Source organism: Streptomyces sp. NPDC008079 (assembly GCF_042957385.1).
GTDB lineage: Bacteria > Actinomycetota > Actinomycetes > Streptomycetales > Streptomycetaceae > Actinacidiphila.
In genome coordinates this window covers 1-19,670 of the sequence record NZ_JBIBIC010000011.1, presented here as the reverse complement: position 1 = coordinate 19,670, position 19,670 = coordinate 1, and the positions used below count along the sequence as shown (strand labels likewise).

The following is a 19,670-nucleotide window of genomic DNA, read 5'->3' as shown; positions in this document are numbered from 1 at the left end:
ACGGGTCGTCGGGGGGCGGGTGTCGCGGGCGGGGCTACTGAGTGCCGAGCCCCGCGGCGTCCACCGTCGGCTTGCCGTCCGCCGTGAGTACCTTGTTGAGCAGCGTCAGGTCGTACAGCCCGTTGAGCTTCGGCGCCTTGAGCAGACCGGCGTCCACGGCGTGCTGCGCCTCCTCGCCCGCGGTCTTCGCCAGCGGGTCGTCCAGCACCTGGATGGACTTCCAGGCCGGGTCGAGGACGTTGGCCGGGAGCGCCTTCTGCGTCAGCTTCTTGAGCTGCTCGTTCGCGTCCGCCTTGGCCTTGTCGGGGTTGGCCGCGATCCACGCGTTGGTGTTCACCGAACCGCGCAGCACCGCCTCGACCACGTCCGGGTGCGCCTTGAGGAACTTCTGCGACACGATCACATTGGTGATCACGAACTTGTTGTCGGGCCACAGCGTGCTCTCGTCCAGCAGCACCTTCGCGCCCTCGGCGACCAGCTTCGACGCGGTGGGCTCCGGCACCCACGCGCCGTCGATGGAGCCCTGCTTGTACGCGTCGGGGGTGATCTTGTTGTCGGTGCGGACCACCGACACATCGCCCTTGCCGCTCTGTGCGTCGACCTTCCAGCCCTTGGTCTTGATCCAGTTCAGCAGCGCCACGTCCTGGGTGTTGCCGAGCTGCGGGGTGGCGATCTTCTTGCCCTTGACGTCGTCCAGCGTCTTGATCTTGTCGGGGTTGACGACGAGCTTCACACCGCCGGACGCCGAACCCGAGATGATCTTCAGGCTGGCGCCGTTCGACTTGGTGTAGCCGTTGATCGCGGGGGAGGGGCCGATCCAGCCGATGTCGATGGAACCGGCGTTGAGCGCCTCGATCTCCTCGGGGCCCGCGTTGAAGGTCAGTTCCTTGACCGTGGTGGCGCCCAGTTCCTTCTGGAAGATGCCTTCCTTGAGGCCGACCAGCGGGGTGGCGTGCGTCAGGTTCGGGAAGTAGCCGATCTTGACCTGGTCGGCGGAGAGCTTCTTCGCGTCGGCACCAGCACTGGCGGCCGGCGCGGTCGTCGCGTCACTCGACTTGTCGTCGTTGGAGCCGTAGCCGCAGGCGGCGAGAGCGCCGAACAGGATCGGCAGGGCGGCGGCCGCGGCGGTGAGTCTGCGGCGGCGGAGGGCGCGGGATACGGGACGGGACTGGGCAGACACGTGGGTGTCCTCTCGTAAGGCCCGGCGTGTCGCGCTCGTGGTCAGGGCGCGGCCGGAAGTTCGTCAGGTCTTCGAAAGCGGTGCAACGGGGGCCGCTGTGCGCGGCGCTGGGGTACGGCGGCGGTCACGGCGTGCCCGTGGTCCGCGGCCGGGCGCGTCAGCCCACACATCGTGCGACCCCGCCCGTACCCGCGCCGAGCGAGCCGCTGCCGACGCGGCCGCCCTCCTTCGCGAAACCCGAGAAGGCATCCTGAGTCATCGTCAGAAGTCCCAACCCTCGTCGTCGGCCGCGGCACCCGCGGCCGGATCCGTCTTCTCCGCGAACGCCTCGCCCGCCATGCCCGCGGTCAGCGTCGTACCGTCCGCCGGGTCGATCAGCAGGAAGGAACCGGTCAGCCGGGAGTCCGCGTACGCGTCCACCGGCAGCGGCTCCGCGGTGCGCAGCAGCACCGCTCCGATGTCGTTGACCTCCAGTTCGGCGGGCTCGTTGTCGTGCGCGAGACCGTGCGAGAGGTCGATCCGGTACGGCAGGCCCTTGACGATCGCCTTCACCGTCCGGGTGGTGTGCTTGAGCAGCACGCGGTCGCCGATCCGCAGCGGACGCTCGTGCAGATGGCACACCGTGGCCCTGATGTCCTGGGTGATCGCGGGCGCCGTCGCGGTCGGCGCGATCATGTCGCCGCGCGAGATGTCCAGGTCGTCGGCGAGCAGCACCGTCACCGACTGCGGCGCCCACGCGGTGTCGACGGCCTCACCGAGCGCGTCGATCCCGGAGATCGTGGTGGTACGGCCCGACGGCAGCACGGTCACCGCGTCGCCGACGCGCAGCAGCCCCGAGACGATCTGGCCCGCGTAACCGCGGTAGTCCGGGTGCTCCGCGGTCTGCGGCCTGATCACGTACTGCACGGGGAACCGCGCGGGGCAGCCGGTCAGGTCGTGGCTGACCGGGACCGTCTCCAGGTGCTCCAGGACGGTCGGGCCGCCGTACCAGTCCATGTGCGCGGACGGCTCGACGACATTGTCACCGGCCAGCGCGGAGATCGGGATCGCGGTGATCTCCGGGACGCCCAGCGAGGCCGCGTAGGAGGTGAACTCCTCGGCGATGGCGGCGAACACGGGCTCCGCGTAGTCCACCAGGTCCATCTTGTTGACCGCGAGCACCACGTGCGGGACGCGCAGCAGGGCCGCGACGGCCGCGTGCCGCCTGGTCTGCTCGATCACGCCGTTGCGGGCGTCGACCAGCACCACGGCCAGCTCCGCCGTCGAGGCGCCGGTGACCATGTTGCGGGTGTACTGCACATGGCCCGGGGTGTCGGCGAGGATGAACCGCCGCCGCGCGGTGGCGAAGTAGCGGTAGGCGACATCGATGGTGATGCCCTGCTCGCGCTCGGCCCGCAGGCCGTCGGTGAGCAGCGCCAGGTCCGGGGCCTCCTGGCCGCGGCCGAGCGACGCCCGCTCGACCGCCTCCAGTTGGTCGGTGAGCACCGACTTGGAGTCATGCAGCAGCCGCCCCACCAGCGTGGACTTGCCGTCGTCGACGGAGCCCGCGGTGGCGAAGCGCAGCAGCGTGGTGGCCGACAACTGCTCGGCGGTGAGGGGGTTGGTGGGACCCGTGGTGGCGGTCATGGTTAGAAGTACCCCTCGCGCTTGCGGTCTTCCATCGCGGCTTCCGACATCTTGTCGTCGGCGCGGGTCGCGCCCCGCTCGGTCAGCCGGGAGGCGGCGATCTCGGTGATCACCGCGTCGAGCGTGGTGGCGGCGGAGTCGACGGCGCCCGTGCAGGACATGTCGCCGACCGTGCGGTAGCGCACCTGGCGGGTCTCCACCGGCTCACCGGCCTTCGGGCCGCCCCACTCGCCCGCGGTCAGCCACATCCCCGACCGGTTGAACACCTCGCGCTCGTGCGCGAAGTAGATCTCGGGCAGCGCGATCTTCTCGCGGGCGATGTACTGCCACACGTCCAGCTCGGTCCAGTTGGACAGCGGGAAGACCCGTACGTGCTCGCCCGGCGCGTGCTTGCCGTTGTAGAGCTGCCACAGCTCGGGGCGCTGGCGGCGCGGATTCCACTGCGAGAACTCGTCGCGTAGGGAGAACACCCGCTCCTTGGCCCGCGCCTTCTCCTCGTCGCGCCGTCCGCCGCCGAACACCGCGTCGAAGCGGTGCTCCCTGATGGCCTCGGTCAGCGGCACCGTCTGGAGCGGGTTGCGGGTGCCGTCGGGGCGCTCGCGCAGCCGCCCGTCGTCGATGTACTCCTGCACCATCGCGACATGCAGCCGAAGGCCGTGCTCGGCGACCGTACGGTCCCGGAACTCCAGCACCTCGGGGAAGTTGTGCCCGGTGTCCACGTGCAGCAGCGAGAACGGCACCGCCGCGGGCGCGAACGCCTTCAGCGCCAGGTGCAGCATGACGATCGAGTCCTTGCCGCCGGAGAAGAGGATCACCGGCCGCTCGAACTCGCCCGCCACCTCCCGGAAGATGTGCACGGCCTCGGACTCCAGCGCGTCCAGGTGCGAGAGGGCGTACGGGCTGTCCGTGCTTCCGGAGTGCGCGACGGCGGCGGTCATATGGTGAGCCCCTTCTCGACAAGCAGCGCGTGCAGTACGGAAGCCGACTCCTCGACCGTGCGGCCCTGGGTCTCGATCCGCAGATCGGGGTCGGCCGGGATCTCGTACGGGTCGTCCACGCCGGTCAGGCCGGTCAGTTCACCCGCGGCCTGCTTGGCGTACAGGCCCTTGACGTCACGCACCGAGCAGACCTCGACCGGTGTCGCGACATGCACCTCGACATAGCCGGTGCCCTGCTGCTGGTGGCGCTTGCGGACGGCCTCGCGGCTGTCGGCGTACGGCGCGATGACCGGGACGAGCGCCAACACGCCGTGCGAGGCGAGGAGTTCGGCGACGAAGCCGATGCGCTGCACATTGGTGTGCCGGTCCTCGCGGCTGAAGCCGAGGCCCGCGGAGAGGAATTCGCGGATCTCGTCGCCGTCGAGCACCTCGACCCGGCGGCCCTGCGCGCGCAGCCGCTCGGCGAGTGCGTGGGCGATGGTGGTCTTGCCCGCGCTCGGCAGACCGGTGAGCCAGACGGTGGCGCCGGTGGTCATCCCCAACTCCTGACTGGTCGTCACTGCCTCGGTCGTCACCGCGCCGGTCCGCGTGGGGCCCTTCGTGGCACCGGTCCCCGTCCGACCGGCCGTCACAGGTGGATCCCGCACTCGGTCTTGCCCAGGCCCGCCCAGCGGCCGGCGCGGGCGTCCTCGCCCTCCAGTACCCGGCGGGTGCACGGCGCGCAGCCCACCGAGGCGTAACCGTCCGTCAGCAGCGGGTTGGTGAGGACCCCGTGCTCGGCGACGTACGCCTCCACGTCGTCCTGCGTCCAGCGGGCGATCGGCGCGATCTTGACCTTCCGCCGCTTGGCGTCCCAGGACACCACCGGGGTGTTGGCCCGGGTCGGCGACTCGTCGCGGCGCAGGCCCGTCGCCCACGCCTCGTAGCCGCGCAGGCCCTCCTCCAGCGGAGCGACCTTGCGCAGCGCGCAGCACCGGTCGGGGTCGCGGTCGTGCAGCTTCGGCCCGTACTCGGCGTCCTGCTCGGCGACGGTCTGGCGCGGGCTGATCGTGATGACGTTGACGTCCATCACGGCCGCGACCGCGTCCCGCGTGCCGATGGTCTCGGGGAAGTGGTAGCCGGTGTCGAGGAAGACCACGTCCACGCCGGGCAGCGCCCGCGAGGCGAGGTGCGCGACCACGGCGTCCTCCATCGAGGACGTGACGCAGAACCGCGGCCCGAAGGTGTCGGCGGCCCAGCGCAGCACGTCGAGCGCGGACGCCTCCTCCAGGTCTCGGCCCGCCTGCTCGGCCAGGGTGCGCAAGTCCTCGGCGGTGTGCTGTGCGGTGGTCACGAGGCGCCTCCATGCGGGGAGTTGGCGGTCGTTCCCCTGGACAGCAGCCCGAGGAACTTCAGCGTGAATGCGCGATTGCAGGCGTGGCATTCCCACGCGCCGTGGCCTTCCTCGGACGGACGCAGGTCCTCGTCCCCGCAGTAGGGGCAGTAGAACGGCGCGGCCCGCTCGCTCATGACAGCTCCTCAGCGGAGGCGCGCGCCGCCCACTGCGCGAAGCGCTCGCCGTCGGTGCGACCGGCCTGGAAGCGGGTCAGCACCCGCTCCACGTAGTCCGGCAGCTCCGCCGAAGTGACCTTCAGACCGCGGACCTTGCGGCCGAAGCCCGCCTCCAGGCCGAGGCTGCCGCCCAGGTGCACCTGGAAGCCCTCGACCTGCTCGCCGTCGGCGTCGGTGACGAGCTGTCCCTTGAGACCGATGTCCGCGACCTGGATACGGGCGCAGGAGTTGGGGCAGCCGTTGATGTTGATGGTGACCGGCTCGTCGAAGTCCGGCAGCCGCCGCTCCAGTTCGTCGATGAGCGAGGCGCCGCGCGCCTTGGTCTCCACGATGGCGAGCTTGCAGAACTCGATTCCGGTGCAGGCCATCGTGCCGCGCCGGAAGGGCGACGGCGTGGCCTGGAGGTCCAGCGACTCCAGACCCGCGACCAGTGACTCGACCCGGGACTCCTCGACGTCCAGGACGAGCATCTTCTGGTCGACGGTGGTCCGCAGCCGGTCGGAGCCGTGCTCGGCGGCCAGTTCGGAGATCTTCGTCAGCGTCGCGCCGTCGATCCGGCCGACCCGCGAGGCGAAGCCGACGTAGAAGCGGCCGTCCTGCTGCCGGTGCACGCCGATGTGGTCGCGCCACTGCCGCACCGGCTGGTCGGGCGCCGGACCGTCGGTCAGCTCGCGCTTGAGGTAGTCGTCCTGGAGCACCTGGCGGAACTTCTCCGGACCCCAGTCGGCGACCAGGAACTTCAGCCGGGCGCGGGCGCGCAGCCGCCGGTAGCCGTAGTCGCGGAAGATGCCGATGACGCCCGCCCACACCTCGGGCACCTCGTCCAGCGGCACCCAGGCGCCCAGCCGCACACCGAGCTTGGGGTTGGTGGACAGCCCGCCGCCGACCCACAGGTCGAAGCCGGGGCCGTGCTCGGGGTGCCGGACGCCGACGAAGGCGATGTCGTTGATCTCGTGCGCCACGTCCAGCAGCGGCGAGCCGGAGACCGCGGTCTTGAACTTCCGCGGCAGGTTGGAGAATTCCTTGCTGCCGATGTAGCGGTCGTGGATCTCGTCGATCGCGGTGGTGCCGTCGATGATCTCGTCCTCGGCGATGCCCGCGACGGGCGAGCCGAGGATGACGCGGGGCGTGTCGCCGCACGCCTCCATGGTGGACAGGCCGACCGCCTCCAGGCGGCGCCAGATCTCCGGTACGTCCTCGATCCGGATCCAGTGGTACTGGATGTTCTGCCGGTCGGTGAGGTCGGCGGTGCCGCGGGCGAACTCCTGCGAGATCTCGCCGATCACCCGGAGCTGGGCCACGGTCAGCCGGCCGCCGTCGATCCTGACCCGCATCATGAAGAACTCGTCGTCCAGCTCCTCCGGCTCCAGGATGGCGGTCCTGCCGCCGTCGATCCCGGGGCGGCGCTGCGTGTACAGCCCGTACCAGCGCATCCGGCCGCGCAGGTCGGCGCCGTCGATGGACTGGAATCCGGCCTTGGAGTAGATCGTCTCAATGCGTGTCCGCACATTGAGACCGTCGTCGTCCTTCTTGGTCTGCTCGTTGCCGTTGAGCGGCGTGAAGTGCCCCATGGCCCACTGGCCCTCACCGCGGTGCCGTCCGGCCTTGCGGCGCGACGCGGCAGCCCCGGCGGCGGCGTCTCCGGCCGGAGTCTGGGGCAGGTCAGGGGTGGAAGCCATGGCGATGCGTCCTTCGGGCAGGCTCGAATACGGTCGATTACGCGCGGGAGCACCCTATGGCCTGGGAAAACGCAGGGCTGTGAAACACAGCGGGGCGGCCGGGGACTCCCGGGCATCCACGACGACGGGGATGGCGGGGAGCGGAGCTAAGTCGGTCAGACCGCCGGACAGATGGCGCTGGACACGCGGCAGAAGTCGACGTGCGGCCGACCTACCAAGGCGATTCCAGTGCGTGACATGACGAAAGCGTGGCATGCGGGTCTCCGGAGAGTCCACCGCCATCCATTATGTGGACCAGATAATCTCACCAGGTGAGAAACTGTGGCGTCGGTCACGCCCCGCCCGGCGCGACCGGCGCGTGGACGGTCACGCGCCCGGCGGAGTGGACGGGGAAGCGGCGACCGTCGTGTCGAACACCCGGAAGCCGCGCCGCCGGTAGTTGTCCAGCGCGTACGGCCCGTCCAGCGAGCAGGTGTGCACCCACACCCGCTCGGTCGGTTCCCTTCCCTCCCAGCGGTCGCCCAGGTCCCAGGCCCGCTCGGTGCCGAAGGACAGCAGATGGCCGCCGAGACCGCGGCCCCTGGAGTCCGGCAGCAGCCCGAAGTACACGATCTCCACCACGCCCGCGTCCTGCGCCCCCAGCTCCACATAACCCGCGGGGGTGCCGTATTCGTACGCCACCCACACCTCGGTGCCGGGCCGCGCCAGATGCGCCCGCCACTGCTCCGGCGGCCACGGCAGCCGGTCCCGCCACGCGCAGTCCGCGCCGACCGCCGTATACAGAAAGCGCCCGAATTCGGCCGACGGGACCTGCGACCGCACGATCCGGACACCCGACGCCTCGGGCGGCACGGCCGCGGCCCGCAGCTCGTCGGGCGAGGTCAGTTCGAGGGACCAGGTGGTCACGGGCGTACTCATGCGGCCCACCCTAGGCGGTGCGGCCCCGCGCCCCGGGCCCACCCCGGACGCCGCGACCGGGCACCCGGTGGCCGGATCTCGCCCCCGGCCCGCGCCCGTACCGCGCTCCGCGCGCCCCCACCGCGCGGACACGTCCTCTTGACGGCCGCGCCGCCGACTCGTTTCGATGGTCATCACGCGAATGCGGCCGGACACGTACGGTGACCGGCCGCGCCCGGCGGCCGTACGGTCAGCGGCGCGCGGCCAGCACCGCGGGCGCGAGCGAGTGCGGGAGGAGGTCCAACGGGTGGTGCGGACGGATGAGTTCGACATTCACCCCGTCGGCGAAGCGGTACGGCCGGTGCGCCAGCACGCCCGCCAGATTCCGCCGCAGCCGGGACAGCTCCGCGCGCACCGTCACCGTACGGCTCGGATCGCCGAACAAGTCGGCGGCCAGCTCGGCCGCGGTCCTGCCGCCGCGGTGCACGGCGAGCACGAACAGCAGTTCCGCGTGGCGCGGACTGAGCTGCTGCGCCCAGCTCCCGGCCGCGCCGCTCACCGTCACCATCCAGTTGCGCGGACGGCTCACGTCCAGCACCACCTGGCTCGCGCCCGACGCCCGCTCGCGGCTGCCCAGCCGTACCAGCCAGCCGCCCGGCAGCGGCTCCACCGAGCACAGGCCGAGCGAGGGCAGCCACATCTGCCCGGCGCTGACGGCCGCGGGCAGTTGCAGCCGGTCCGGCGGCGCCATCCCGGCCACCGCGGCCACCCAGCCGTTGGGGTCGACGGCCAGCGCCTGGCCCTCCATCCGGGCCAGCAGCGGCGCGGCCACCGACCGCAGCCGCTCGACCGCCGCCCAGTGCCTGGCCCGCAGTTCGCCCTCGGCGACCCTGGCCACCGCGGAGACCAGCGACAGATTCGCCGGGTGCGCGGTGGAGGCGGGACCGGTCACATTCACCACGCCCAGCAGCCGTCCGTCGCGCGGATCGTGCAGCGGGGCCGCGGCGCAGGTCCAGCCGTGCAGATTGCGCACGTAGTGCTCGGCGGAGTGCACCTGGAGGGGGGTGCCGGTCACCAGCGCCGTACCGATCGCGTTCGTGCCGACCGCGTCCTCGGCCCAGCTCGCGCCCTCGGCGAAGCCCAGCCGGTCCGCGAGGGACTTGCGGGACGCGAGGCTGCCGTCGCGCCACAGCACCCGGCCCTCCGGGTCGGTGACGATCATGATGTGCCCGGCCACGTCCGCGACCGCGTGCAGACCGTCGCGCAGCAGCGGCAGCAGACCGCCGAGCGGGGTGGACTGCCGCCGGTACTCCAACTCGTCGGTGCCCAGCAGCCCGTCGTTGCGACCGGTGTCCGGGTCCAGGCCCCGGCTCAGGGCGCGTGTCCATGACTCGCCGATCACCGGCCGCGGCGGCTTCGGCGGCACATCACCCGCAAGAGTGGCTTCCCGGACCGAGGCCAGCAGGTGCGCGGACGCGCGGGCGTCCATCGCGTCCCTCCGGCCGACCTGGATCGGAAAGTGTGTCACGTCGCCCCCGCCCTGCGTGCTCTCCGTCTTCCACTGCCCATGGTGCCGCCGTACGGGCCCGGCCGTCGCGATTTCCCTCCCCTCCGCCGGAGGTCCCCACACGGCCTGACGACATGTGCAACGGGCTGCAACCATTGCGAGCGTACGCGACTTCGACGGAGAGTGACGCGGCGTCACCGGCGCGCGGCAGCCCCCCGCCCGCGCTGCCGGGACGGTCGGCCTGACGGCCCAACAGACCGGGGGTGGTGCCGAGTCGGCGCGGCGCCACCCTCCGTGGGCGCGGCGGCGGAAACCTTTCTGCTCCCCCTTCGGGGGGCGAGCGGAGGGACAGCCGCTGCCGCGCCGTTTTCCGTTCCGCCGCGACGGGACTTCGCGGACGCGCCCTAGGACTGGACCGGGCGGGCGCGGTCGACGATCGAGGACAGGTCCAGGGTGTGGGGGAGGGTGCCGAAGGTGGCGCCCCAGTCGTGGCCGAGGCGGGAGGCGCAGAAGGCGTCGGCGACCTCGGGGGGCGCGAAGCGGACCAGGAGGGTGCCTTGGAGGACCAGCGCCATGCGCTCGACGATGCGGCGGGCGCGGGTCTCGACACCGTCGAGGTCGGCGAGTTCGCCGAGGAGGTCCTTGACGGCGCCGTCGAGGCGGTGGTCGGCCCCGCGGGCCAGCCCCAGCTCGGCCAGGAAGGCGTTGAGGGCCAGCGGCTCCCGCTGAAGGACGCGCAGCACGTCGAGGGCCTGGACGTTCCCCGAGCCCTCCCACACCGAGTTCAGCGGCGACTCGCGGAAGATCCGCGGCATGCCGGACTCCTCCACGTAGCCGTTGCCGCCCAGGCACTCCAGCGCCTCCGCCGCGACGACCGGACAGCGCTTGGTGACCCAGAACTTGGTGACGGCCACCGCCAGCCGCCGGAAGTGCCGCTCCTGCTCGGTGTCCGCGTCGCAGGCCGCCGCCAGCCGCAGCGCCGTGGTCGTCGCGGCCTCCGACTCCAGCGCGAGGTCCGCCAGCACGTTGCGCATCAGCGGCTTGTCGGCCAGCGGCCCGCCGAAGGCGCTGCGGTACGTGGCGTGGTGCACGGCCTGCGCCACCGCCTGCCGCATGAGGGCGGCCGAGCCCAGCGCGCAGTCGAGACGGGTCGCCGCGACCATCTCGATGATGGTGGCCACCCCGCGCCCCTCGTCGCCGACCCGCCGCGCCCACGTACCGCTGAACTCCACCTCGGAGGAGGCGTTGGAGCGGTTGCCGAGCTTGTCCTTCAGCCGCTGGATCGCGAAGACGTTACGGGTGCCGTCCGGCAGCACGCGCGGCAGCAGGAAGCAGGTCAGCCCTCCCGGCGCCTGCGCCAGGACGAGGAAGCCGTCCGACATCGGCGCGGAGCAGAACCACTTGTGCCCGGTCAGCGCGTACGCGCCGTCCTCCGCCAGCGGCTCGGCGTGCGTGGTGTTGGCCCGTACGTCGGAGCCGCCCTGCTTCTCCGTCATGCCCATTCCGAACAGCGCGCCCGGCTTCTCGCCGGCCGCGACCAGTTGCGGATCGTAGACCCGCGACCCGAGCCGCGGCTCCCACTCGGCGGCCAGCGCCGGGTCGGTGCGCAGCGCGGGCACCGCCGCGTGCGTCATCGACACCGGACAGCCGTGCCCGGCGTCGACCTGCGACCAGACCAGGAACCCGGCGGCCCGCCTGAGGTGCCCGTCGGGCCGCGACCAGGCGTCGGTGAGACCGGCGGTGACCGCGTGCCCGAGCAGCCGGTGGTACGAGGGGTGGAAGTCCACCTCGTCGATCCGGTTGCCGTAGCGGTCGTGGGTGCGCAGCACGGGCGAGTACGTGTTCGCCTCCTCGCCCCAGCGCTGTGCCTGGGCGGATCCCGCGGCCTTGCCCAGCTCGCTCAACTCGTCCGTGATCTCCGTGAGCCCGGCCGGATCGGCGTGGCGGGCCACGGCCTCCACGAGGGCGCTGTCGGTGCTGTACACGTCATGGCCGACCAGCGGCGGAGCCTGATTGGTCACCGTGTGAGTGAGGGTGCTCATGGCAGCTAACGTAAGGGGGTGCAAGCAGCCGAAGAAAGAGGCCATCGTCGCCCGAGCAGGTGGCGCCGGGCTCGGGTGGTGTACCGCAACGTCTCCAAGCGCAAGGTCGCTTGGCTGCTGCTGAAGGACACCGTCAACTCCTGCATGGAGTACCGGGTGACCGGCCTCGCCGCCGAGGCGGCCTTCTTCGTCCTGCTGTCGCTGCCGCCGCTGCTGCTCGGCCTGGTCGGCGCCCTCGGCTACGTCGACACCGTCATCGGCCTCGACACCATCGACCACATCCGGCACAACATCCTCACGGCGTCCTCCACCGTGCTCTCCGACAAGGGCGTCAACCAGCTCGTCAAACCCCTGGTCGACGACGTCTTCCACGGCCGCCGCCCGGACCTGATCTCGCTCGGCTTCCTGATCGCCCTGTGGTCGGGCTCCCGCGCGGTCAACGTCTTCGTGGACACCATCACCATCATGTACGGCCTGGAGGGCCGCCGCGGCATCGTCAAGACCCGGCTGATGTCGCTGGTGCTGTACGTCGTCGCGCTGATACTGGGCGCCGCCGTCCTGCCGCTGGTCGTCGCGGGACCCGACGCGGTGGTCGACGTGCTGCCGGGCGGCGAGGGCGCGGTCGCGGTGCTGTACTGGCCCGCCGTCCTGCTCGCCACGATCGCCTTCCTCACCACGCTCTACCACGTGTCGGTGCCGGTGCGCTCCGCCTGGTACGAGGACGTGCCCGGCGCGCTGATCGCGCTGCTGATGTGGGTGGTCGGCAGCTTCGTCCTGCGCATCTACCTCACCCACACCGTCGAGGGACCGACGATCTACGGCTCGCTGGCCGCACCGGTCGCCGTCCTGCTGTGGATCGGCGTGTCCGCCTTCGCCGTCCTGGTCGGCGCGGCCGTCAACGCGGCCGTGGACCGGGTGTGGCCGTCGCTGGCCACCGCCGCGGCCCGCGAGGAGAACGCCAGGCTGCGGGAGGCCGCGGCGGCCGAGGTCGTCGCGCAGGCCGCCGCCCGCAGGGCCGCGTACGCCGGGGACGAGGACGGCGACCCCGACGACGACCCGCCCGCCGAATACCCCGAGCGGTGGGCGGAATTCCTGCCGCACGCCGATGTGCGGTCCCGGCTGCGCCGCCGCCCCGACGTACCGCCGATGGCTCCGGCGCCCCCGCCCGCCCGGCACTCGGCCCCGCACCGCTCGGCCTCCCGGCCCGCGCCTCCGCCGCCCGCCGCGCCCCCGCCGCCGATGCCGCCCTTTCCGCCGGAGCTGTGACGCGCGGCTCGGCTCGGCGGGACCGGCGGCCGGGTCGCGGTGCACCATGGAGGCATGTACGAGGAACGTGCCGCCGCGGTGCCGGGCGTCACCGTGTGGACCCGTGAGAACGGCGGCGGGTCCTACCGCGTGCTGCCCGACGGCTGCATGGACCTGATCTGGTACGACGGCGGTCTGCTGGTCGCGGGCCCCGACACCCGCGCGTTCGTCGCCGACGACCCGCCGGGCGGCTCGTACGCGGGGCTGCGGTTCGCGCCGGGGCTCGGCCCGCTGGTGCTGGGAGTGCCGGCCCGCGAGCTGCGCGACCGCAGGGTGCCGCTGGACGCGCTGTGGCCCGCGGCGCGCGCCGGACGGCTGGCGGACCGGCTGGGCGGCCGGGACGCCGCGGCCGTCCTCGACGCCTGGGCGGTGACGCGGCTCCGTGCGGCGGGGCCCGTCGATCCCCTCCCGGGCGGCGTCGCCAGGGCGCTGGCCGCAGGCCGCCCGGTGGGCGCGATCGCGGCCGGGACGGGCCTGGGGGAGCGGCAGTTGCGCCGCCGCTGCGAGGCCGCGTTCGGCTACGGGCCCAAGACGCTCGGCCGGGTGCTGCGGCTGCAAAGGGCGCTGGAGCTGGCCCGCGGGGGCACCGCGTTCGCGCAGGTCGCGGCGGTCGCGGGCTACGCCGACCAGGCCCATCTCTCGCGCGAGGTCAAGTCGCTCGCGGGCGTGCCGCTCGGGCGGCTCATCCAGCCGACGGCTCCGGCATAGCGGCGAAGAGGTCGACGGTGTTGCCGTCCGGGTCGTACACGGCCGCGTAGCGCTGGCCCCAGAAGGCGTCCCACGGCTTGAGGTGGCCCGTGTGCCCGGCCTCGGTCAGCTCGGCGTAGGCCGCGTCCACGCCCTCGGGGGCGCCGCAGTCGAAGGCCAGCGACATCCGGGAGCCGGTGGCGGGCGACCAGTCGGGGTCGAAGGAGCGGACGGTCTCCACGGTGTCCCAGGCCAGCCGCAGACCGCCGGGGAGCGTGACCTCGACGTGCGGCTCCGCGTCCGCCGCCGCGGGCAGCTCGATGCCCAGGCGCCGGTAGAAGGCGAGCGAGGCGGCCATGTCCGCGACGACGAGGCCGATCAGATCGATACGGGGCGTGAGGGGTGCGTTCATGCCGTTCACGCTAGGCGGGCCGGGCGCCGGGTGTCTTGAACGAAACGGACACCCGGCACCCGACCTGCGACCCCCCGGCCCCCACCGGGGTTGTGAGCGTCGCCGCGGTCGCGCACCGTGCTCCGCGGGCGACGCGGTCCGAAGGATGCGATGAGGCCGATGGGGACTGATGAAGGCCGATGGGGTCGGATGAGGCCGATGGGGTCGGACGGGGCCCGACGGGGAGGAGTACGGGCCAGTGGTAAGGGGGAGGTATGCGGTGGTGCGTGGAAGGAAAGCTTCTTGTCCGTTGGTTCGGAAGGATCGCCCCACCGGGCCGCCGCGTCAAGGGCTGGGTCAAGGAAGTGAACGAAAAACAACTCACCCCCCGGTCAACGCTGTTACTAGGTCAAGGATTCGACCGCGAGTCATTGACATGAACATAGTCTGGACCTTTCAATCGCGGTACAGGCGCACGTCCCCCACCGTCGCGCACAAGGAAGGTCCCCCACATGATCAGATCCCGCACACAAATACCCTGGTCGCGCACCCTGTTGAGGCTGTTCGCGCTGTTCGCCGTGGTGCTCGGGGTACAGGCGGGGCCCGCGCACACCGCGCAGGCCGCCGACTTCAAGGTGATCGCCTTCTACGACGGCACGTACGACGCCGCCCACATCAACTTCGTCCACGAAGCGAACGCGTGGTTCCCGCAGCACGCGGCGCAGTACGGCTTCTCGTACACCTCGACCAACGACTGGAGCCAGCTCAACACCGCCAACCTGGCCCAGTACCAGGTGGTCATGTTCCTCGACAACGCCCCGCAGACCGCGGCCCAGCAGAGCGCGTTCCAGACGTACATGAACAACGGCGGCGGCTGGATCGGCTTCCATGTCGCGGCCTACAACGACGCGTCGTCCAACGGCTGGTCCTGGTACCACCAGACCTTCCTCGGCACCGGCACCTTCAAGTCCAACACCTGGGGGCCGACCGCCGAGACGCTGAAGATCGAGGACCCGAACCACCCGGCCACCGCGGGCCTGCCCGGCACGATCGCCTCGTCCGTCAGCGAGTGGTATAGCTGGCAGAACGACCTGCGGCAGAACCCGAACATCGACATCCTGGCCTCGATGGACCAGTCGACGTTCCCGATCGGGACCGACCCCAACCAGACCTGGTACAGCGGCTATTACCCGATCGTGTGGACCAACAAGAACTACAAGATGGTCTACAACAACTTCGGGCACAACGCGATGAACTACGACACCAACACCGCGCTGTCGTCCACCTTCGCCAGCGCCCAGCAGAACCAGTTGCTGATCCAGGAGATCCGCTGGGCGGCGGGCCAGAGCGGCCCGGTCACCCCGCCGCAGGGCGGCCCGACCGGCGCCATCCACGGCTACGGCGGCAAGTGCGTGGACATCGCGGGTGCCAGCAGCACCAACGGCGCGGCCGTACAGCTCTACGACTGCAACGGCACCAGCGCCCAGACCTGGGCGGTCGGTTCCGACGGCACGCTCAAGGCCCTCGGCAAGTGCATGGACGTCACCTCGGCGGGCACGGCCAACGGCACCAAGGTGCAGCTCTACGACTGCAACGGCAGCGCCGCCCAGAAGTGGACGCGCAGCGGGAGCACGCTGGTGAACGCCGGGTCGGGCAAGTGCCTGGACGCGACGGGGCCCAGCAGCGCCAACGGCACCCGGCTCCAGATCTGGACCTGCGGCACGGGCGCCAACCAGCAGTGGACGCTGCCGAGTTGATCCCCCGGCCGGGCTGATCTCCGCGGCCGGCCGACACCCGAGCGGAGCCGGGCCACGGCCCGGCTCCGTACTCGTACGCCCCACGCCCACCTGAGGCCACACCCACCCCGGATGAACGCGGCGCGCGCCGGTCGCGTATTACTCCCACAGGGGTTGCGGCGTGCGCCGCCCCCGGGGGAGGGGACGACCGGTGACACCGGAAGAACGCGAAACCGGGCAGCACACCGAGCACTACGAGATGCTGGTGTCGTTCGCCCTCGGCCACGTGCGCGACCGCGCGCAGGCCGAGGACGTGGCCCACGAGACGCTGCTGCGCGCCTGGCTGCACCTCGGCCGGATCGAGCCGGGCAGCGCCACCGTCCGCGCCTATCTGCTGACCATCGCCCGCAATCTGCTGGCCGTGACACCGGGGGCCGGCTCGCCGCCGAACTCCCGCTGAGGGCCGCCGCGTCGGTACCGCTGAGCCCCGCCGGCCGGCCGGCTCACGCGGGATAGGCGTGCGTCTGGGCCGCCTTGACCGTCGCCCACACCTGCGCGCCCTCGTGCAGGCCCAGTTCGGCCACGGACACCGCCGTCAGGTCGGCGGTCAGCGGCAGTTCGTCGGCGCTTCCGGTGAGGGCGACACGGATCTGGTCGCCGTGCGACTCCAGGCCGCAGATCCTGGCCCGCCAGGTGTTGCGCGCGCTGGAGTCCGGCCGGTCGGTGGAGAGCGTGACCGCGCTCGGCGGGAAGGCCACGAAGGCGGGCCCCGTCAGCTCCTCCGTGGCGGTCACGGTCAGCTCCGGACCGAGCCGGACCGTATGTCCCTCGGCCTCGCCCCGGTAGAGATTGAGCCCGACCAGCCGCGCGATGTAGTCCGTACGCGGACGCCGGGCGATCTCCGCGGGCGTGCCCTCCTGCACCACCCGCCCGTGCTCGATCACCACCAGCCGGTCGGCCAGCACCATCGCGTCCAGCGGGTCGTGCGTCACCAGCACCGCCACCGCCTCGAACGCGGCCAGATGGCGGCGCAGCTCCGCCCGTACGTCCAGCCGCGCGCGGGCGTCCAGCGCCGCCAGCGGCTCGTCGAGCAGCAGCAGCCGCGGCCCGGTCGCCAACGCCCTGGCCAGCGCCACGCGTTGGGCCTGCCCGCCGGACAGCCGCCGCGGCTTGACGCCCGCGTGGTCCGCGAGCCCCATCCGGTCCAGCAGATCCGCCGCCCGCGCCCGCGCGTCCGCCTTGGACGCGCCGTGGCAGCGCGGCCCGAAGGCGACGTTGTCCAGCGCCGTCAGATGCGGGAAGAGCAGATAGTCCTGGAAGATCACTCCGACCGGCCGGTCCTCGGCCGGCACCCGCCGCCGTACCGCCGGTTCCTCCAGCGTCCGCCCGTCGAGCCGCAGATGGCCGCCGGACAGCGGGGCGAGACCGGCCAGCGTACGCAGCGCGGTGGTCTTGCCCGCGCCGTTCGGACCGAGCAGCGCCAGCACCTCGCCGGGCGGCACCGACAGCCGTACGTCCAGCCGGAAGGTGCCGCGGTCCAGGACGAGACGCGCGTCGAGGCCGTCGGCGTCCTCGGCGCCCCGCACGTCGGGCCCGTCACCCTTGTCGAGTCTCATGACGCGGCCGTCCAGCGTTCGCGCAGCCCGGCGAGGACCGCGACGGAGACCGCGAGCAGGACGAGGCTGAGCGCGATGGCGGCGGCCGGATCGTCCTGGAGCGCCAGATACACCGCCAGCGGCATCGTCTGCGTACGGCCGGGGAAACTGCCCGCGAAGGTGATGGTCGCGCCGAACTCGCCCAGCGCCCTGGCCCAGGCCAGCACCGCGCCCGCCGCGACACCCGGTGCGATCATCGGCAGGGTGACCCGGCGGAAGGCGGTGAACCGCGAGGCGCCCAGCGTCGCCGCCGCCTCCTCGAACCGCGTGTCGGCCGCCCGCAGCGTCCCCTCGACGGTGATCACCAGGAACGGCATCGCCACGAACGTCTCCGCCACCACCACACCGGCCGTCGTGAACGGCAGCGTGACGCCGAACGCCGAGTCGAGCCAGCGCCCCACCACACCGTTGCGCCCCAGCGCCAGCAGCAGCGCCACACCGCCGACCACCGGCGGCAGCACCAGCGGCAGCGTCACCAACGAGCGCACCAGACCGCGGCCGGGAAACGTCGTACGGGCCAGCAGCCACGCCAGCGGGACCCCGAACACCAGCGACACGGCGGTCGCCGTGGTCGCGGTCTCCAACGACAGCCGCAGCGCCGTCCACACCTCGGAACTGGTGAGCTGCGACGGCAGGCTCCGCCACGGCGCCCGGATCAGCAGCGCCAGCAGCGGCAGCAGCAGAAAGACGAGCGCGATCAGCGCGGGCAGCAGCAACGGCAGCGGGACACCGCCGCGGCTGCGCACGAAGCGGCGCCGCGGCCGGTGCCCGGGAAGTCCCGGACCGGCCGCGGCGCCCCACCGCTCCTGACCGGTCACGGGTTGAGGAAGCCCGCCCCGGTGAGCGCCTTCTGGCCCTCGGCGGACCGCACCAGCGCGATGAACGCCTGCGCGGCCGTCCCGTTGGGCGCGTTCTTCAGCTCCACGATCGGGTACGTGTTGATCGCCTTCGCCGACTCGGGGAAGTCCACGCCCTGCACCTTGCCGCCCGCGGCCTTCACGTCGGTCTTGTAGACCACCGCCGCGTCGACCTCCTTCAGCTCCACCTTCGTCAGCGCGGCCTTCACGTCCTGCTCGTAACTGACCGGCGTCAGCTTCAGCCCGCTGTCGGTCAGCGCCGTCTGCGCGGCGGCCCCGCACGGCACCGTCTTCGCGCACAGCGCGACCTTGAGGCCGGACTTCGTCAGGTCCTTCAGCGACGCGATCTTGTCCGGGTTGCCGGGCAGCGTCGCGATCTCCAACTGGTTGCGCACGAAGGGGGCGGGAGCGCCCGCCGCGTCCTTGGCGTCGGTGACGATCTTCATCGTCTTCGTACTGGCCGCCGCGAAGACGTCAGCGGGCGCGCCCGAGGTGATGCTGGCCGCGAGCACGTCGCTGCCGCCGAAGTTGAACGTCACCTTCGTGCCGGGGTACGCGGCCTCGAACTGCTTGCCGAGCGTCGTGAAGGACTCCTTCAGCGACGCCGCCGCGAACACGGTCACGGAACCGGTGACCTTCGGCGTGGTCGCCGACGCGGAAGCGGAGGACGAGGCGGAGGGGGACGACGACGAGGCGTCGGAACCCTTGTCCGAGGACGAGCAGGCAGTGAGCGCCAGCAGTACGGCGGCGCCGCCGACGGCCGCCACCATGCCGCGGCGCCGTTCGGTACGGATCATCACAGGAACTCTCTCTCTGCCGCGCACCAGGTCATTGTGACGATCATAGTGACGCACCTGCGAGGGATAAGTCTCCTGGCGCATTGCATAAGCCGCATGATCCAGCTGTCCGCCTCGTTTGTGCGATCACACAACCATGATGACGTCCAGGGTGCGGGGGCCGTGGACGCCTTCGACGCGGTCGAGTTCGATGTCGCTGGTGGCGGAGGGGCCTGAGATCCAGGTCTGAGGCCGGGTGGGGTCCAGGCGGGGGAGGGCCTGGGGGACCGAGGCGACGATCTGCGCGGGGGTGATGACGCAGATGTGGTGGTCGGGGACGAGGGTGATCCGGCGGCGGCCCTGGTCGGGGGAGGTGTCGAGCACGATGGTGCCGGTCTCGGCGATGGCCAGCGCGCAGCCGGTGATCACGGTGTCGATCGCGTCGAGGTCGTAGGTGGTCTGCTCGGGCCGGTCGGTGTGCCGCTCGGTGTCCGGGCCGATCGCGTCGAGCCAGTGCGCGGGCAGGCCCTGCGGGGTGACGACGCTGCGGCTGCCGTGCTCGGCGATCAGGCGGGCGACGGTCGCGGGCAGTCCGGTCTCGTCCGTGTGGTGGACGTGGGCCCGGTAGTCGGTGAGGTTCTCCGCGAGCAGGGTCGCGGTCTCCTGCGGGGTGCGGTCGGCGTGGGTGTGCAGGTAGTCCCTGGTGAGGGGGGTGTCGTGCGGGCGGTCGTCGCGGGGGACGTCCGCGAGGGCGTTGCGGATGCGGGTGAGGACGGTGTCGCGGGAGGTCACTGGCCGTTCTCCTTGGTCTGGGGGTGGTTGGCTGGTTGGTTTTTCTGCCAC

20 protein-coding genes are annotated in these 19,670 nt (G+C 71.9%); 4 read left to right on the top strand and 16 right to left on the bottom strand.

Going from position 1 to position 19,670, the window contains the following annotated elements; genetic code table 11:
- Positions 1-34: 34 nt before the first annotated feature.
- From ACFZAM_RS22770 to ACFZAM_RS22720, 11 genes are all read right to left on the bottom strand, one after another.
- Complete coding sequence (locus tag ACFZAM_RS22770) at positions 35-1,180, bottom strand: aliphatic sulfonate ABC transporter substrate-binding protein (protein ID WP_391048723.1); 1,146 nt, start codon at positions 1,178-1,180, stop codon at positions 35-37.
- A 261-nt stretch (positions 1,181-1,441) separates the two neighbouring features.
- Positions 1,442-2,806, bottom strand: coding sequence for a GTP-binding protein (locus ACFZAM_RS22765; protein ID WP_391048720.1), 1,365 nt, complete (start codon positions 2,804-2,806; stop codon positions 1,442-1,444).
- Between the two features lie 2 nt (positions 2,807-2,808).
- Positions 2,809-3,744, bottom strand: a complete 936-nt coding sequence (cysD, locus tag ACFZAM_RS22760; RefSeq protein WP_355338732.1) for a sulfate adenylyltransferase subunit CysD — start codon at positions 3,742-3,744, stop codon at positions 2,809-2,811.
- Complete coding sequence (cysC, locus tag ACFZAM_RS22755; protein ID WP_355338820.1) at positions 3,741-4,280, bottom strand: adenylyl-sulfate kinase; 540 nt, start codon at positions 4,278-4,280, stop codon at positions 3,741-3,743. Before cysC ends, cysD begins: the two co-directional genes overlap by 4 nt.
- A gap of 92 nt (positions 4,281-4,372) precedes the next feature.
- Complete coding sequence (locus ACFZAM_RS22750; RefSeq protein ID WP_355338735.1) at positions 4,373-5,077, bottom strand: phosphoadenylyl-sulfate reductase; 705 nt, start codon at positions 5,075-5,077, stop codon at positions 4,373-4,375.
- Positions 5,074-5,253, bottom strand: coding sequence for a hypothetical protein (locus ACFZAM_RS22745; RefSeq protein ID WP_355338738.1), 180 nt, complete (start codon positions 5,251-5,253; stop codon positions 5,074-5,076). The genes ACFZAM_RS22750 and ACFZAM_RS22745 overlap by 4 nt, the downstream gene beginning before the upstream one ends.
- Positions 5,250-6,974 carry a nitrite/sulfite reductase gene (locus tag ACFZAM_RS22740; RefSeq protein ID WP_391048716.1) on the bottom strand — a complete coding sequence of 575 codons (1,725 nt, stop codon included), beginning with the start codon at positions 6,972-6,974 and terminating at the stop codon, positions 5,250-5,252. The genes ACFZAM_RS22745 and ACFZAM_RS22740 overlap by 4 nt, the downstream gene beginning before the upstream one ends.
- Positions 6,975-7,129: 155 nt before the next feature.
- Positions 7,130-7,213, bottom strand: coding sequence for a putative leader peptide (locus ACFZAM_RS22735; RefSeq protein WP_355338823.1), 84 nt, complete (start codon positions 7,211-7,213; stop codon positions 7,130-7,132).
- 127 nt (positions 7,214-7,340) lie between these two features.
- A complete protein-coding gene (locus ACFZAM_RS22730) occupies positions 7,341-7,892 on the bottom strand; it encodes a GNAT family N-acetyltransferase (RefSeq protein ID WP_391048713.1) in 552 nt (183 codons plus the stop codon).
- 229 nt (positions 7,893-8,121) lie between these two features.
- Positions 8,122-9,399, bottom strand: a complete 1,278-nt coding sequence (locus tag ACFZAM_RS22725; RefSeq protein ID WP_391048710.1) for a GAF domain-containing protein — start codon at positions 9,397-9,399, stop codon at positions 8,122-8,124.
- Between the two features lie 383 nt (positions 9,400-9,782).
- Positions 9,783-11,420 carry an acyl-CoA dehydrogenase family protein gene (locus ACFZAM_RS22720; RefSeq protein ID WP_355338747.1) on the bottom strand — a complete coding sequence of 546 codons (1,638 nt, stop codon included), beginning with the start codon at positions 11,418-11,420 and terminating at the stop codon, positions 9,783-9,785.
- Positions 11,421-11,438: 18 nt separating this feature from the next.
- Between ACFZAM_RS22720 and ACFZAM_RS22715 the strand changes: the two genes are divergently transcribed.
- On the top strand, positions 11,439-12,686 hold the full coding sequence (locus ACFZAM_RS22715) for a YhjD/YihY/BrkB family envelope integrity protein (RefSeq protein WP_391048707.1): 1,248 nt from the start codon (positions 11,439-11,441) through the stop codon (positions 12,684-12,686).
- A gap of 54 nt (positions 12,687-12,740) precedes the next feature.
- On the top strand, positions 12,741-13,433 hold the full coding sequence (locus ACFZAM_RS22710; protein WP_391048705.1) for a helix-turn-helix domain-containing protein: 693 nt from the start codon (positions 12,741-12,743) through the stop codon (positions 13,431-13,433).
- Here the strand turns inward: ACFZAM_RS22710 and ACFZAM_RS22705 are convergent.
- On the bottom strand, positions 13,408-13,824 hold the full coding sequence (locus tag ACFZAM_RS22705) for a VOC family protein (RefSeq protein ID WP_391048703.1): 417 nt from the start codon (positions 13,822-13,824) through the stop codon (positions 13,408-13,410). The genes ACFZAM_RS22710 and ACFZAM_RS22705 overlap by 26 nt on opposite strands.
- A 491-nt stretch (positions 13,825-14,315) precedes the next feature.
- On the opposite strand from ACFZAM_RS22705, the gene ACFZAM_RS22700 reads away from it, so the two are divergent.
- Together ACFZAM_RS22700 and ACFZAM_RS22695 are read left to right on the top strand one after the other, a co-directional pair.
- Entirely contained in the window at positions 14,316-15,560 is a 1,245-nt protein-coding gene (locus ACFZAM_RS22700; protein WP_355338759.1) for a ThuA domain-containing protein, read from the top strand.
- A gap of 190 nt (positions 15,561-15,750) precedes the next feature.
- Positions 15,751-15,999, top strand: a complete 249-nt coding sequence (locus ACFZAM_RS22695) for a sigma factor (RefSeq protein WP_355338762.1) — start codon at positions 15,751-15,753, stop codon at positions 15,997-15,999.
- Between the two features lie 43 nt (positions 16,000-16,042).
- Here ACFZAM_RS22695 and ACFZAM_RS22690 read toward each other — a convergent pair whose 3' ends face one another.
- The 4 genes from ACFZAM_RS22690 to ACFZAM_RS22675 all read right to left on the bottom strand — a co-directional run bounded on the left by ACFZAM_RS22690 (position 16,043) and on the right by ACFZAM_RS22675 (position 19,619).
- Positions 16,043-17,155, bottom strand: coding sequence for an ATP-binding cassette domain-containing protein (locus ACFZAM_RS22690; protein ID WP_391048697.1), 1,113 nt, complete (start codon positions 17,153-17,155; stop codon positions 16,043-16,045).
- Complete coding sequence (locus ACFZAM_RS22685; RefSeq protein WP_391048694.1) at positions 17,152-18,012, bottom strand: ABC transporter permease; 861 nt, start codon at positions 18,010-18,012, stop codon at positions 17,152-17,154. The genes ACFZAM_RS22690 and ACFZAM_RS22685 overlap by 4 nt, the downstream gene beginning before the upstream one ends.
- Entirely contained in the window at positions 18,009-18,848 is an 840-nt protein-coding gene (gene modA, locus ACFZAM_RS22680; protein ID WP_391048691.1) for a molybdate ABC transporter substrate-binding protein, read from the bottom strand. Before modA ends, ACFZAM_RS22685 begins: the two co-directional genes overlap by 4 nt.
- A gap of 126 nt (positions 18,849-18,974) precedes the next feature.
- Positions 18,975-19,619 carry a lactate utilization protein C gene (locus ACFZAM_RS22675; RefSeq protein ID WP_355338774.1) on the bottom strand — a complete coding sequence of 215 codons (645 nt, stop codon included), beginning with the start codon at positions 19,617-19,619 and terminating at the stop codon, positions 18,975-18,977.
- Between the last annotated feature and the right edge of the window lie 51 nt (positions 19,620-19,670).